Raw genomic sequence first — 14,613 nt, forward strand, 5'->3', positions numbered from 1 at the left:
GCACGCGTCAAGGAGCCGCCCGGTAAGCTTGCACGCGTGTCAGTGAATCCTGAGCTTCAGGGGCGCACGCTGCCCCCGACAGAACCGTACCTCGTGGGCCGCGAGAAGGTGCGCGAATTCGCCAGCGCCGTGCTCGCCACCAATGCCATCCACCTCGATGTTGCCGCCGCGCAGGCTGCGGGCCACGCCGACCTGGTCGCGCCGACGACGTTTCCCGTCGTCGTCCAAGAGAAGGCGCTCGCGCAGCTCCTCGCCGAGCCAGACGCGGGAATCGACTTCAGCCGCGTCGTGCACGGCAATCAGCGCTTCAGCTATTCCCGCGCCGTCGTCGCGGGCGACGAACTCACCGCGCAGCTGACCGTCTCAAGCGTGAAGAGCCTCGGGCCGCACGCCATGCTCACGGCAGACACCGTCGTCACCGACGCCGACGGCGAGCACGTCGTGACAGCGATCTCCACACTCGTCGTACGAGGAGACGAATGAGCACAGCGACCCCTCAGCCCGCAGAACTGACCGTCGGCGGCATCGTCGCCGAGCGCCACGTGACGTTCACACGCGACACCCTCGTGCACTATGCCGGGGCATCGGGAGACTTCAATCCCATCCATTACCGCGACGACGTCGCAGCATCCGTCGATCTTCCCGGCGTGATCGCACACGGGATGCTGACGATGGGCGCGGCAGTGCAGCCTGTCGTTGACTGGGTCGGCGATCCCGCTCGCATCTCCGACTACCAGGTGAAGTTCACGCGACCGGTCGTCGTCGACCCGCAGTCGGGCGCCGACGTCACGATCATCGCGACGATCGGCGCTCTCGACGCCGATGCGCAGACCGCCCGCGTCGATCTGACCGTCTCATTCGACGACGCGACAGTGCTCGGGAAGGCCCAGGTGGTGGTGACGCTCGCGTGAGTGAGCTTGCCGATCCGACGCCGCTCTCCGAGCTCACGACGCTCGGCGTCGGCGGGGCCCCCGAGCGGATGCTCGTTGCCACCGAAACGGACGACCTCGTCGACCAGCTGATCGAGCTGTGGCAGACAGATGCGCCCTGGATGGTGCTGGGTGGCGGGTCGAATACCGTCGCTACCGACGATGAGATCCCCGGAACGGTCGTGCTGATCCGCACGCGCGGCATCGAACGCATCGCGACAGACGCCGGTGTGGTGCTGCGCGTTCAGGCGGGCGAGACGTGGGACGATCTCGTCGAGTACGCCGTCCAGCACAATCTTGCGGGAATCGAGGCGCTCTCCGGCATCCCTGGCTCGGTCGGGGCTGCGCCCATCCAGAACATCGGTGCGTATGGGCAAGAACTCTCGAGCGTGCTTTTGGGCGTCGAACTTCTCGACGTCGACACCGGTGAACGCAGCCATGTGTCAGCATCCGCCCTGGGGCTCGGCTATCGCACCTCGGTGCTGAAACGCCACGGGGGAGCGGATGCTGACCGCGACGCCGTCGTGCTCTCTGTCGATCTGCTGCTCACCGAGGCGGATGACGGTGTGGGCCGCCCCATCGCGTATGCGCAACTTGCGTCGGCGCTCGGCGTCGAGCTCGGGGAACGCGTCGAGCTGATGCGCGTACGCGAGGCGGTCCTTGCGCTTCGCCGCTCCAAGGGCATGATTCTCGACCCCGATGATCGCGACACCTGCAGCGCCGGTTCGTTCTTCACGAACCCCATCGTTCCCGAGGCTGCCGCGCGGGCGCTGCCCTCGGACGCCCCGCGCTGGCCGCTGGGCGAGCCGGACGACTCTGCAACGGTGATCCCGCTCGACGGCTCGAGCGACATCATCGCTCCGCCGCCGATTACCGGTGCCGTTCGACCCCACGTCAAATTGAGTGCTGCGTGGCTGATCGAGCACGCGAGAATCGAGCGCGGTTTCCACCTGCCGGGTTCGCGCGCGGCGATCTCGTCGAAGCATACGCTCGCGCTGACCAACAGGGGAAACGCTCGCTCCAGCGATATCGCGGCTCTCGCGCGCTTCGTCCAGGCCCGCGTGCAGGCCGAGTTCGGCATCACGCTGCAGCCCGAACCCGTGCTGATCGATATCGAGCTCTGATCACGTGAGCTTCACGCCGCCGCCGGTTCCGAACGACGTCAATGGGCCAGAAGACGAGAACCGTCCTGTGCCGCCGTCGCGGCGTCGGCGTGTCTGGGGCTGGGTCATCACGGGGCTCGGAGTCACAGCATTCACAGCCATCGCGATCGTCGCAGTGTCGAGCCTCGTCGCGAGCACCCTGCCGCAGTCGCCGCCGGATGCCGCTGCCATTCCGACAGCGGGGCCCAGCGCCCCGTGGGGTGCGACGCCCACGCCGCAGCCCACCGAGACGGGCCTCGGCGAACCGCCCAGCTACGACCCTCCGCCTTATTCGACACCGGTCGACGGTGTCTACCCCCTCTCGAGCTACGCGTACTTCGAGAACGAGGTCAGCTTCGACATGCAGCTCGCAGACAATTGGTACAGCCAGACAGACAAGTTCGGCGAGTACTGGCTGAGCGACGACCCCGTCTGCAACCTGACAGCCGATACCAAATGGATCTCTCTGTTCGGGGATCCCGAGCCAGACAAGAATGACGGCTACTACACATCGCGCGACCTGGATCTCAGCGAGGCGAACCTGCGAGCGCAGTTCCCGGATCTCGAGGACCACGGTGATGACTTCGTCGTTGAGATGCCGGTCTCAGACGGCAATGTCATCGAGTTCGCCGGCCGTCGTCTCGACTACGCTGGCGGCTTCTTCCTGCAGCTGACCCGCGGCATGATGTGGCAAGACTCGTCGTACGGCATCACTCTCTCGTGCCTCGGATCCGAGTCGTTCGATCACGAGGGCTTTGCTCAGCAGATCGTCGATCAGTTCACCATGGCGCTGTCGTAGGTGCCGGGCGGCTGAGCGTTCGCCGTTCCCCTCGGTTCCCGCACCGTTCCTGGGTTAGGCTGAAACCGGACTCACCCGAAAGGCAGCCCATGAGCAACGACAGCGCAGACCAGCAGACACCGGATGCTGTGGGACAGGGCGGTCGTCACGGAGCACCGCTTCCGCGCAGCGAGCCGTGGACGGGGCAGGGTCCCGTCATTCGCAACCCGCCGGACTCCGCGCATCCGTACGGCACCTCTCCCGAACCTCAGCGGTCACCGGTGCGGCGCGGCCTTTCACCGTGGATCGTTGCCGCGGTCATCGCGGTTCTTGCGATCATCGTCGCCGGAATCGTTCTTGCGCTCGTACTCTGACGCTTCCGCTCAGGTCTGCTCGAGTCTGTCCAATTTTCGCCCGCCTCTTCACTGTGAGGCACGGAGCGGAGTATTCTTCATAGTATCCACGAGAAGATGAGGGTTTCTCATTCGAGCCTAGTGTCGACCCACCCAATCGCGAGCCGGCGAGACGGAGGTCGTCATGAACGTCGCACACTCACCGAAGACCGCAGAGCGGCAGATAGCACCGTGGCGCATCGCTATCGATCGCGTCTACCAGTGGGTAGCGCTGCTCGGGCTGGTGCTCGCCCTGCTTCAGGTGGCTTTCGCCGCTCTCGGGTTCTGGGGCGCAGAAGAGAAGCCGGGGGATCAGGCCTGGGGAATGGCGGCGTTTGAACCGCACACGATCAACGGCATGGTGCTCTACGCCGTTGCCGCCGTGCTGTTCATTCTCGGCCTGCTCTCGCGGGCGAACTGGAAGGTCTGGGTCGTACCGCTCGTGCTGTTCGTCTTGCTCTACGGCGTGCAGGGCATGCTCGTCGGGCTGGGCTTTGGTGTGAGCAAGTGGTTCGGCTTCCTGCACGCGCTTAATGGCACGGTGATCATCGCGGGGTTCGCATGGATCTACCTCAACCGGGTGTGGCGACCGCTCAGGTCTTAGGCGAACAGCTTCTGCAGTCGTTCGGCGCCCTCGCGCAGCGCATCGTCGCCAAGCGCGTAACTGAAGCGCAAGTACCCGCTCGGGCCGAACGCCTCGCCCGGGACCGCGGCGACCTGCGCCTTGTCGAGCATCAGATCGGCGACCTCGAGTGAGCTGCTCGGCGTGACGCCGTCGATCTCGCGCCCGATCACTCCCGAGACGTCGGCATAGACGTAGAACGCGCCCTGCGGCGTCGGCACCGAGAATCCGTTCACGAGGTTCAGCTGTTCGACGATCGTGTGCCGGCGGCGGTCGAACGCGTGACGCATCTGTTCCACGGGCTCCTGCGAACCGGTGAGCGCAGCGATCGCTGCACGCTGCGCGATGTTGTTCACATTGCCCGACAGATGAGATTGCTGATTGGTCATCGCCGTGACGGCATCCTTGGGGCCAATTGTCCAGCCCACGCGCCAGCCGGTCATGGCATAACTCTTCGCGACGCCATTCACCAGCAGTGCCTGGTTGGCGAGCTCCGGAACGGCTCCGACGATCGAGGTCGCCTCGACACCGTCGTACGTGAGGTTCTGGTAGATCTCGTCCGTGATGACCCAGATGCCGTGTTCGAGCGCCCATTCGCCGATCGCGCGCGTTTCGTCTGGCGAATAGACGGCGCCCGTCGGGTTCGACGGAGAGACGAAGAGCAGCACCTTGGTGCGTTCCGTTCGTGCGGCCTCCAGCTGGTCGACGGTGACCTTGTACCCCTGGTCGGCACCGGCGAACACATCCACCGCGACGCCGTCCGCCAGCCCGATGACCTCGGGATACGTCGTCCAGTACGGCGTGGGAACGATCACCTCATCGCCCGGGTTGAGAAGCACCTGGAATGACTCATAGACAGACTGCTTGCCGCCGTTGGTGATGATGACCTGGTCGGCGCTCACGTCAATCTTCGAGTCGCGCCGCGCCTTCTCGGCAACGGCCTCGCGCAGGTCGGGGAGCCCTTTGCCCGGCGTGTACCGGTGGTTTGCCGGGTCGCTTGCCGCGCTGATCGCCGCCTCGACGATGTGCTCGGGCGTCGCGAAGTCGGGTTCACCCGCGGCATAGCTGATGACCGGGGCACCCTGCGCCTTCAGCGCTTTGGCTTTGGAGTCGACCTTCAGCGTTGCCGACTCGGCGATTGCGGTGATCTTCTGTGAGAGTCTCGGTGTCGTAGCCACACAACGAGGGTAGCGCGTACGGTCGTCGTGTCCCAGGCCCGGCTGAATGATTTCCCTTCTTGGGGTGTCGTTGAATCGTCGTCCACAGGTGTGCTGAGACAGGGGACTTTCCACATCCGAGTCCCATGACGCGGCGCTCAAGCATCGCGACGAGGCCCGGAGGCACTCGCGCAAGGGTGTATTCCATTCGCCTGACCGAGGCAGAAGTCGCTGCTCTGGAGGCAGTGGCAGAGCGCGACGGTGTTCCGGCCTCGACGCTCGCACGCTCGTGGATCGTTGAGCGGCTGTCGACCGACGGTGATGTAGACGACGTGCGCGTGATTGCCGATGCGCTCGCCACGTTCTCTCAGCGTCTCGCCGCGCTGTGAGGGTTACCCGCAGATCCGCGTCGTTCGGTCAGAGGGCGGGCGCGCCCCGCGGCACTGGTACGCCTTCTCTGCCGCAGTGCCTCGATGACGGCGAGAAAGAAGGATGCTGCGGCCCATTGTGGGCCGCAGCATCCTGAACTTTCGATTGCGTTCTACGCGATCATCGCGGTGGCTGGTGTGCCGTGCGACTGTTCTGGCGTCGTCCGTGAGGACTAGTCCATCGGAACAGTGAGGTGGCAGAACGGGTCTTCGTTCCATGCCGCCGCAAGTTCCACAGCCGCGGGGCTCTGTTCGGTGTCGCGCACAATACGAGTGCTTGTCATGATGTCCTCCTTCGCGGTTGTGTTGCGGTGTAGTTACTACTGTGCGCCGTGATGGGGCCGTCCGGGCGAGATTGGTACAAGAAAATTCACGCGAGATTGCTCAGACAAGAAAGATGCGTGTTTTTTTGGGCCACTTTGACTCGATCAGGGATTATGCTGCGACGTTCCGGTGGATGTGTAAGAAATGCGTGCACAGTTCTGCTCATCGGGCCGATAGCTGACGCTTCAGGTGGTGCGTCTGTAGCAGGCGGGGTGGGAGGCAGCATCCATCATCTTCGAAGTTAGGCTGTGCTAAGTTTGCGGGCGGACGCACGCCAGTGCTCGGAAACCCGACGATCGGAGGCCGTCGTGACGATCGCGCAGCAGACGCTCGTTGGGAAGGGCCTGACGTTGGGATACGACGGTCGAGTGATCTCGAGCGAACTCGACGTGTCGATTCCGCCCGGGTCGTTCACCGCGATCATCGGGCCGAACGCCTGTGGCAAGTCAACGCTTCTGCGTGCGCTGTCGCGGCTGCTGTCTCCGGCAGAGGGGCAGGTGATCCTCGACGGGCGTGCGATTACCGAGTATGGCTCCAAAGAGGTGGCGCGGCGGCTCGGGCTTCTGCCGCAATCATCGATTGCGCCTGATGGGATCTCGGTATTCGAACTGGTGTCGCGCGGGCGCTTTCCCCATCAAAGCCTCTTCCGACAGTGGTCAGAGGCCGATGAGGGTGCGGTGCGCGAGGCCATGGATGCGACGAATATTACGCATCTGGCCGACAGAAGCGTCGATGAGCTTTCTGGCGGTCAACGGCAGCGTGTATGGCTGGCTCTTGTTCTTGCGCAGCAAACGTCACTGCTTCTGCTCGACGAGCCGACGACGTTTCTCGACATTGCGCATCAGATCGACGTTCTCAATCTGTGTCGCAGTCTGCATGAGCAGGGCACCTACACGCTGGTCGCTGTTCTGCATGACCTCAACATGGCGTTCCGGTATGCCGACAACGTCATTGCAATGCGCGATGGCAGAATCATTGCTCAGGGTGCACCGGCCGACATCGTGACGGCAGAACTGGTCCGTGACGTGTTTGGGCTGCGAGCGGTGTGCGTCGACGACCCGGTGACGGGCAAGCCCATGGTGGTTCCGCTCGATGCCGCCCCCGATACTCCGAGTGACATCAGCACGGAGTGACTGTTCAGCGGGCCGAGAAGAACCCGCGGCGACGAACAGAGGGCCGTGTGGGCCAGCGGAACTGCCGCGTGATGATGAGCGTCGCCACCAGCACAAGGGGGATGATCCATCCCGACCACCCGAGGATCGTCGCGTGAACCGAATCGATGGTGGCGCCTGATTGCGCGAAGACGGCGGCAAGACCGACGGACGCATTGAGTGTTCCGTGGGCCAGCGCAGCGGGCCAGACTGAGCGAGACCGGATGCGCAACCACGCGAGAACGGAGCCAACCACGATGCAGAACCCCAGCATCATCAGCATCCCGAACCAGCCTGGTGCGCTCGGGTAGTTGTAGCCCAGCAAAATGAGCGGTGCGTGCCAGAGCCCCCAGATTGCGCCGCTGAGAAGCAGCGCCGGAACGGTTCCGAAGCGCATCAAGTGCGGCAGCAACCAGCCGCGCCAGCCCAGCTCTTCGCCAAGGGCGGGGAGGAGGTTCAGGATGCTGCCGACAGCGATGTTGATGAACTGCAATGCCACGAGCACACCGATCGGCATTGGCAACTGCCCGCCCGTCTGAGCAGCAACGATGTCGCGGAATGCCGAGAAATCTATGAAGTCTGCCGGGTAGACGCCCAGCATGCTTCCCACGATGAGCGCGGCGAATACGAGGGTGAGCGGCACGGCGAATCCGAGGCCGAGATAGCCGAGAAGTCGCCCGGCAGGTCGCAGCGGAACAAGCCCGAGTGCTTCGGCGGGGCGGTCGGGTCTCTCGACGGCATACACCGTCACGAGAGCGGCGATAGCTGGGGTCAGCATCATTCCAAGCGAGATGGTGCCGAATGCAGGTTGCTGGAGTCCGTCGCCGCTCAGCCAGAGTGGCAGCGCGATGAGCCACGAGAGCCCGAAAGCAAGAGTGAGGTAGACGCCGAGGGCAGTCGAACTCCGCCGCGAACCGCGTGACTCGCGAGGTCGTTGACTACGGCGAACGGACAACGTATTTCGTCTCATCGAAGTGGGGTTGGGTGGCGGCGGTTGTGTCCACACGGCATTCTCCCCCACCCCGCCTCTGCTCTTAACAAGCTGTCTCACAAAGCCAAACGGCGACAGGACTGCGAAGCCGCGAATCGGAGAAGCGGTCGCCGTGATGACTTCATTCGAAGGTTCTTTAGACGGCAACTTCAAAGAAGCATACGGCGACCGCGCTCACGTCGGAAAAGTAAGAAGCAGGCCGCCAGGCTACAGTTTCGGCTCTTACTTGTAAGCGGTACGGAGCTTGTTAGTGACGTGCCTTCCGGTGCTCATCGGAAACTTGCTGTCTATTGGCAAGCTTCGCGCTCAAATTATATTGGGCAAGTTGCGAACTGCGCTATACGATTAGCGGCGCTCTACGGCGAGATGGGTAAACCTTGGTTAGGTCAAGTGGTTGTGGCAAATTAGCCATCTCCTCAAGTATACCGGGCCGGGAAGGACGCCAGCCTAGTTCCTTGCGTGCGCGTTCGCTGGACGCTCGCAGATTCCAGATCCAGTCCAACTCGGCAAAACGACCATTAAGCTCGCGAATGCTCCCTGGATTTACGATCTCGACATTTCCATCGAGACCGACTGCATTGCTTATTCCCACAGCGAGGTCCATATGCGGAACAGTATCTGAGACGCCGAAGTATACCCCACGTGCTTTGGGCTCAGATACTACTAGCGAGTAAAGGTCTGCTAGATCTTCGACGTGCACGTGGGAAATGGCATTCCCTGTGCCTTCAATGCCGTAAATTGCACCGTGTTCTCGAAATGAGTCGAATAGTCTGACCGTGGGGCCAGCGCAGCCGCCCCGATGGCCGTACACCTGACCAGGGGCGATGATCGCAGTGCGAACCTCTTGCTCCCCCAGCATCATCTTCATAATTCGGCCAAGATGCTCGTAGAAGTAGGGCGGGGAAATTGGATCCTTCTCAGTAACTTCTCGATCGGGATCCAGTAATCCCGTATCCAGCCATACCCCGACGCCAGAAGTCCACAGATACAGCTTGTTTGATCCGCGGAGGGTGTCAAGGATAACCTGCGATGTTCGAACGGTCGATTCGCCGGTCGTTAACGCATTCGTCAGCGCCCCTCCGAGCCACATTTGCACTACGCCGTCAGCTAGCTCAGATTGTTCCGCAATTACGCCTGCGTCGTCCATGGAGCCGCGCACAGGTGTAATACCCATAGAACGAAAGTGTTGTACCGATCTCTCGGTCCTTGCAAGACCAGTCAGCTCGTGCCCGTCCGCTAATAGGCGTGTACAAACCTCAGTGCCAACATATCCGCTTCCGCCGATAACAAACAGTTTCATCTGTCCTCCAATAGGTAGCAATTTCATCTTTGTGATTCGCGGAGCGACGCGGGGTGTAGATGTCACCCTTGTCCGCTTCTTCTCTTTGAATCGGGATGGGTAAAGAATCACGCATACGTATGTGAATGTCAAGAGCCCGAATTGACCCGTCTAGCACCTCCGCTTGTGCGAGGTCATTGTCTCAAGTGGGGATTTCCGGTTCGGTGTGTCGTTGCCTCAGGATAGGGCCTTCGCGTGAGCACCATAGCGGGTGGAGCTGTCGATGAGGTAACGCAAGGCAGTGACGAAGAAGAAGGCCCTGGCCTACTGGGGCGCGGACCGGGCTGGAAAGACCTGGATCCTGGATGAGCTGGTGGACCTGACCGGCTGGCACGCGGCTACGCCAGGGCGGCGTTACGGGATGCGCTCGTTGTCTGTGTGTGATCAACTATTTGTAGGCCGGGCCCTGCCCCCGAGAGTTGTCAACGTCGGCTGAATTTTGACCCTTTATCGTCGGGCGAGTTCTAGGGTGGATTCCAGTTGTCGTCGCAACAGCGGTCTGGTTTCATCATGGCATGGAATCGTGAAAGAGCTCCGCCGGGGTTGACCAGTTGAGCGTTTTTCGAGGACGGCTATTGAGTCGGTCGGCGACACGTTGAAGCTCCGTTGGGCTATGGACGCCGAGGTCGCTGCCCTTGGGGAAGTATTGCCGCAGGAGGCCGTTTGTGTTCTCATTCGAGCCGCGTTGCCAGGGGCTTGCTGCTTCAGCGAAGTAGACGCCGTCGGAGAAGAGATGGGCGAGCCGATCATGGGACGCCATCTCCGATCCTTGGTCCCACGTCAGCGTTAGTCGCTTCTCCCGAGGCAGGCGGATCAGTTGAGTCTGCATCGCGCGTGTGAGGGCTTCGGCATCGTGTCTGTCAGGCAGGTGGATGAGCTGCACGAAACGGCTCGTGCGGCACACGAGCGTGCCGATCGCGGACTTGTTCAGCCGCCCCGTGCTCAAGTCTCCTTCCCAGTCTCCGAGCCGGACACGGTCCTCCACGGCAGGCGGACGCTGACCGATCAGCAGGGCCGGGGCGATGAACCGTGGCGTGCGTGCGTGTGCTCGACGGCGGCGTTTGCGCATCGGCCTGCCGGTGCGCAGTTTCCGCGTCAGTACGCGGCTTAGCCCGCTTCGACCCGGATGGTAGAGACCCTGATACATCGTCTCATGACAAATATGCCATGACGGCGTATCGGGGAACGCAGCTCGCAGATGCGCGGCAATCTGCTCCGGACTCCACTCCAGATTCAGCTTCTCCTGCACCACCGTTGCCAGGGCAGGATCCTTCATCAGCCGGCCGCTCTCAGGCCGTCTGGAACGCTGTCCCGCTCGGGCATGAGCGACGGCTGCGTCATAGCCTCCGCGATCATGCCTAGACACGTTTCGCCGCAGTTCCCGGCTGACCGTGGACGGCGCTCTTCCCAACCGGGACGCCACCTCTCGCACCGATACGCCCTGGGCTTTCAAGACTGCGATGCGCTGTCGTTTTAGCAGTGAGAGGTAGCGGCCGGAGTGCGCCTCCTGGTCCAATCTCCTCGGCGGTAGACCACCGTTCTCCGTCCGCCACCGATATCCGGTCTTACGACCAACGCCAACTCGAGTAGCAGCCGCGACTGGAGCGATGCCACCCCGAATCAGCTCCCAAAACTCGTCTTCCAATCTCAACCGTCGCTTACACCCTCGTCTTGCCATCAACACATCCCCAGTCTCTAGTAGAAGCGATGCGACAAGAGCTAGAACTCGCCCGACGCCACGGGGTCACCTGCGGCGCTTTAGCCCTGCCCCATTGCCGGAGGAAAGTATTTGAAGCAACGGATGAACCTACAAGGAAATTCTTGGCGAGGTAACATCGGCCCTTGACTTTCACATACGTATGCGCGATTCTTAAATCATCACGATTCAAGGAGGAAAAGTGGTCGAATACATCAAGCCGTCGGCATCGACGATGGGCGAGAATGCGCGATGCGCGGCGACCGTTCGTTTGTCGGTCGAGGTTGACGATACCGAAATCAAGGAGCGTGGCGAAGCGTTCCACTAATCGTACGGCACAGGTCTCTGCTGCCTCTAGCGTACCTATCGGCTAAATCAGCAGTTCCTAGTGGGCTTCTATTCGGCACGCGATTCGCGTTAGAACGGTGCGTGCCACTCCCAACTCACCGTGTCGCATGACGCTGTAGTTGCCCAAACGAAACCTCGACAATCTGTAGATCACATTAGGGAAATCATGTCAAACTACCGTAGCTCTAGACGATACAAGCGACTTGGGCAACCGAACTGCAATCCTCAGCAGAAGGTTCACAAACTGCTTGGTACACCTGTACGGCTTCTGGCTGCTGGAATGGTGCTCGCCCTCAGCGCATGCGCTGGCCCGGGCACGGATCAGTCCCCCGACTCAGTGGGCCAACTCTCAGACGCCGAAGACCCCTTGGCACCGTTCCCTCTCGAAGAGGAGACAACCGTGACGTTTGGGGTTCCGCAAATGCTCGCATCGCTCGCCACTCTGTTCGTTGCGGACTCAATGGGGGAGTTCAAGAAAGAGAACCTGAACGTCGAGATTGAAACGGTTCCCCCTGACTCTATCCCACTCATGCTGGAAAAAGGAGAACTGGATGTAGGAGTGATTAGCGTCACGCCTAATGTGCTCAACATGCTTAACGAGGACATGGGAATCCGAATAACTATGCCTACTGCTATTGATGATCCCAGAAGTGGTTGGTATATAAATAAGTCTCTTCTTGACGCTGATGGCAATATCGAGAGTAGTGGAACTTCGGGTTTGTCAGTTGCAACTTACGTCGGCGACAAAACTGGGGTTGTCGGGTACTTTACAGAATGGGTACAAACGCATGGTGATCCGGAATTCCAGGCAACAGATCCGGAGTACAAACAACTACCGCAAGCTAATTCGATGGTAGGAATGCAGAATGGCTCAGTCGATGCAGCATATCTATCGCCTCCGTTCAGTCAAGAGGTAACAAAAAGCGGGTGCTGTGTCCAATTGGAAGATGCAATCCCGGAGGGTATGGGGACCGCCTTCTATGGATTCGGGCCAAATCTCCGTACCGAGCGTCCGGACGTCGGACAAGCTGTAGTGCGCGCGATGGCGCGCACTAATGCGGAGCATCTGCAAGATGGCTATACCGAAGATACAGAAATAGTAGACATACTAGTTTCTGAACTTAGCATGCCAACAGAAGTCGTCGAGAACCTTGGATATACGTTTGATCCCAAGCTCACTCTTCGCACCGGGTATCTAGACGTTTCGCAAGAACATTTTATGTCGATTGGTATGCTGCGCTATTCAGATCCCTTGAGCGATGAAGTCATCTTCGATAGATCCTTCGTCGATCGCCTAAACCCTGGAGGCGAGTAGAAAGTGCGCTGCAAATCGATTAGCCAAAAGGGTACTGGTGTGTCACTTCGGCTCAAGATCGGAGGGTCACAATGCCTAAAACTTTGAACGGCACGAACACAGAAGCAACCGTGAACACGAAAATTGATTGCAGGAATGTGCGTCGGGAGTTTATTGCGGGCAAGACGGTAGTCCAAGCTCTCGGCCCTCTTAACCTGCAAGTGGCGCAAGGGGAGTTTGTATGCCTCGTTGGGCCGTCTGGTTGTGGTAAATCTACGCTACTTCGGATAATTGCTGGATTGCTGAATCCTTCGGATGGCGAAGTTAGGTTAGCCCATGAACATGTAGAGCACCCGTTGCTGTCAGTGGTGTTCCAGGATTACAGTATTTACCCCTGGAAAACTGTTAAGAACAACGTCCGTCTGGGTCTAAAAATATCTGGTGTGTCTGCTGTCGAGGCTGACAACCGAGTGTCCTACTGGTTGGACAAACTGCACTTAACGAGATTCGCGGATTCCTATCCGGGTACCCTTTCTGGCGGCATGCGGCAGCGAGTGTCAATTGCGCGTGCATTGGTGTTGTCGCCGGAGAACATTCTCATGGATGAACCATTCGCGGCATTGGACGCGCAGTTGCGAAAGCTGATGCAGGATGAACTCCTTAACATCTGGCAAGAAGACAAGCGCACTGTGTTATTCGTGACGCATAATCTCGATGAAGCAATCTTACTCGGTGATCGTGTTGTCGTGATGGGCGCGGCGCCAGGGCGAGTGATCGCGGAGTTCAAGGTTCCGTTCGAACGGCCAAGGAATTCTGACTTGCGTAACGACCCCGCTTTCTCTGCACTTGAGGGAGAGATATGGGCGTGCTTGAGAGACGAGGTCGGCACCGGACTGCAAGTTAAAACTGGAGGCTAGCCGTGGGTCGGAAATCGAGCACTGCAAATGGCCACGGTTATGGGCACGCTGGAGAAAGCGGGATGGAAATGAGCAGCCATGCATCATCAGTTGTGAGCCAGCATGTCGTAACGAGAAAGCCTGGCTTTGCGCAACGGCGACCGGCCGAACACGCACGTCGAAGGCGTGTTACCGATCGCATATTGATGATAGCGACGCCCATTCTCCTTTTATGCTTATGGCAAGCGGCGTCGGTTAGCGGTTTGGTTGATAGACGTTTTTGGCCAGCTCCAACCGACATCGGAGTAGCATTCGTCGAGAATATAGAGTCCGGGGTACTAATTTCCGAAGCAGCGATCTCTCTTAGGCGAATACTCACGGGCTTTGCTTGCGGTACCGCGCTCGGTGTCGTAATCGGCTTGTTGCTGGGGACGGTTCGAACACTACGGGTAGCTTTTTATCCGATTATTGGCGCTTTGTACACCGTGCCCAAGATCGCCATAATTCCGTTGCTGTTACTGCTATTCGGCCTGGGTGAAGCACCCAAACTGGTTTTGATTAGCGCGGGCGTATTCTTCATAGTTGTGATTAGTTGCGTAGCCGCAGTTACTGGCGTCTCAAGTAGTTACCTCGAGCCTGTGAGAACGTTCAATGCGTCCTTCATGCAGAGGTTGTGCCACGTCGTGATCCCTGCGGCTCTTCCTGAACTATTTATCGCTTTTAGGCTTGCGATGGGTCAGGCGGTACTTCTGACCATCGGCATTGAGATAATCCAGAGCTCGGATGGTCTCGGATTTATGATCTGGAACGCTTGGGAGTTGTACCTGACCAGCCTCATGTATGTAGGAATAGTCTTCGTGTCGCTGCTGGGCGTCGTTCTACAGGGCTCCGTCACGTTCGTGGGTAACCGGATAATGCCGTGGAGAAGGACAATCTCGAACCATTGAACGGTTGACCCTCGACGGTGAGCGACCTGACGGACCTTACTGGACCCCGGCGAAGGACGATGCGTTATTCGCGCCTAAGAAGCGGCGGAGAGTGGGAATTGGTGATCTCTGGATGGTGAGCGGCGGTATTCGACCATCACAATCAAGTTTTATCGAAGTCAAGGACATGGAAGGAAAAC

At 59.9% G+C, this 14,613-nt stretch carries 16 protein-coding genes; 12 read left to right on the forward strand and 4 right to left on the reverse strand.

What is annotated here, in order from left to right; genetic code table 11:
• Window positions 1-36: 36 nt before the first annotated feature.
• From HCR84_RS03145 to HCR84_RS03170, 6 genes are all read left to right on the forward strand, one after another.
• Window positions 37-483: an FAS1-like dehydratase domain-containing protein gene (locus HCR84_RS03145; RefSeq protein WP_166982189.1), complete on the forward strand. Its 447-nt coding sequence runs from the start codon at window positions 37-39 to the stop codon at window positions 481-483.
• Window positions 480-911, forward strand: coding sequence for a MaoC/PaaZ C-terminal domain-containing protein (locus HCR84_RS03150; RefSeq protein ID WP_166982187.1), 432 nt, complete (start codon window positions 480-482; stop codon window positions 909-911). The genes HCR84_RS03145 and HCR84_RS03150 overlap by 4 nt, the downstream gene beginning before the upstream one ends.
• Window positions 908-2,053 carry a UDP-N-acetylmuramate dehydrogenase gene (locus HCR84_RS03155; protein WP_166982184.1) on the forward strand — a complete coding sequence of 382 codons (1,146 nt, stop codon included), beginning with the start codon at window positions 908-910 and terminating at the stop codon, window positions 2,051-2,053. Before HCR84_RS03150 ends, HCR84_RS03155 begins: the two co-directional genes overlap by 4 nt.
• A gap of 4 nt (window positions 2,054-2,057) precedes the next feature.
• Window positions 2,058-2,870: a hypothetical protein gene (locus tag HCR84_RS03160; protein ID WP_166982182.1), complete on the forward strand. Its 813-nt coding sequence runs from the start codon at window positions 2,058-2,060 to the stop codon at window positions 2,868-2,870.
• Window positions 2,871-2,959: 89 nt separating this feature from the next.
• A complete protein-coding gene (locus tag HCR84_RS03165) occupies window positions 2,960-3,223 on the forward strand; it encodes a hypothetical protein (protein ID WP_166982180.1) in 264 nt (87 codons plus the stop codon).
• A gap of 163 nt (window positions 3,224-3,386) precedes the next feature.
• The gene (locus tag HCR84_RS03170) at window positions 3,387-3,845 is read left to right on the forward strand and encodes a hypothetical protein (RefSeq protein WP_166982179.1); all 459 of its coding nucleotides are present in this window, start codon (window positions 3,387-3,389) and stop codon (window positions 3,843-3,845) included.
• Here HCR84_RS03170 and HCR84_RS03175 read toward each other — a convergent pair.
• Window positions 3,842-5,041: a pyridoxal phosphate-dependent aminotransferase gene (locus HCR84_RS03175; protein ID WP_166982177.1), complete on the reverse strand. Its 1,200-nt coding sequence runs from the start codon at window positions 5,039-5,041 to the stop codon at window positions 3,842-3,844. The genes HCR84_RS03170 and HCR84_RS03175 overlap by 4 nt on opposite strands.
• Before the next feature lie 125 nt (window positions 5,042-5,166).
• Here HCR84_RS03175 and HCR84_RS03180 point away from each other — a divergent pair, with 125 nt between their 5' ends.
• Together HCR84_RS03180 and HCR84_RS03185 are read left to right on the forward strand one after the other, a co-directional pair.
• The gene (locus HCR84_RS03180; protein WP_166982175.1) at window positions 5,167-5,409 is read left to right on the forward strand and encodes a hypothetical protein; all 243 of its coding nucleotides are present in this window, start codon (window positions 5,167-5,169) and stop codon (window positions 5,407-5,409) included.
• Window positions 5,410-6,080: 671 nt separating this feature from the next.
• Window positions 6,081-6,905: an ABC transporter ATP-binding protein gene (locus HCR84_RS03185; protein ID WP_218043610.1), complete on the forward strand. Its 825-nt coding sequence runs from the start codon at window positions 6,081-6,083 to the stop codon at window positions 6,903-6,905.
• Between the two features lie 4 nt (window positions 6,906-6,909).
• Here HCR84_RS03185 and HCR84_RS03190 read toward each other — a convergent pair whose 3' ends face one another.
• From HCR84_RS03190 to HCR84_RS03200, 3 genes are all read right to left on the reverse strand, one after another.
• Window positions 6,910-7,893 carry a CPBP family intramembrane glutamic endopeptidase gene (locus tag HCR84_RS03190; RefSeq protein WP_166982173.1) on the reverse strand — a complete coding sequence of 328 codons (984 nt, stop codon included), beginning with the start codon at window positions 7,891-7,893 and terminating at the stop codon, window positions 6,910-6,912.
• Window positions 7,894-8,251: 358 nt separating this feature from the next.
• Window positions 8,252-9,214, reverse strand: a complete 963-nt coding sequence (locus tag HCR84_RS03195) for an NAD-dependent epimerase/dehydratase family protein (protein ID WP_166982171.1) — start codon at window positions 9,212-9,214, stop codon at window positions 8,252-8,254.
• A 547-nt stretch (window positions 9,215-9,761) separates the two neighbouring features.
• Complete coding sequence (locus HCR84_RS03200) at window positions 9,762-10,931, reverse strand: IS30 family transposase (RefSeq protein ID WP_244972631.1); 1,170 nt, start codon at window positions 10,929-10,931, stop codon at window positions 9,762-9,764.
• Window positions 10,932-11,151: 220 nt separating this feature from the next.
• Here HCR84_RS03200 and HCR84_RS17725 point away from each other — a divergent pair, with 220 nt between their 5' ends.
• From HCR84_RS17725 to HCR84_RS03215, 4 genes are all read left to right on the forward strand, one after another.
• Window positions 11,152-11,277: a hypothetical protein gene (locus HCR84_RS17725; RefSeq protein ID WP_276511798.1), complete on the forward strand. Its 126-nt coding sequence runs from the start codon at window positions 11,152-11,154 to the stop codon at window positions 11,275-11,277.
• Between the two features lie 420 nt (window positions 11,278-11,697).
• Window positions 11,698-12,612: an ABC transporter substrate-binding protein gene (locus HCR84_RS03205; protein ID WP_166982167.1), complete on the forward strand. Its 915-nt coding sequence runs from the start codon at window positions 11,698-11,700 to the stop codon at window positions 12,610-12,612.
• Between the two features lie 71 nt (window positions 12,613-12,683).
• A complete protein-coding gene (locus tag HCR84_RS03210; protein WP_166982165.1) occupies window positions 12,684-13,508 on the forward strand; it encodes an ABC transporter ATP-binding protein in 825 nt (274 codons plus the stop codon).
• A gap of 185 nt (window positions 13,509-13,693) precedes the next feature.
• Entirely contained in the window at window positions 13,694-14,434 is a 741-nt protein-coding gene (locus tag HCR84_RS03215; protein WP_244972632.1) for an ABC transporter permease, read from the forward strand.
• Window positions 14,435-14,613: the final 179 nt, after the last annotated feature.

The sequence above is a fragment of the Paramicrobacterium fandaimingii genome (assembly GCF_011751745.2).
In the GTDB taxonomy this organism is placed as follows: Bacteria; Actinomycetota; Actinomycetes; order Actinomycetales; family Microbacteriaceae; genus Paramicrobacterium; species Paramicrobacterium fandaimingii.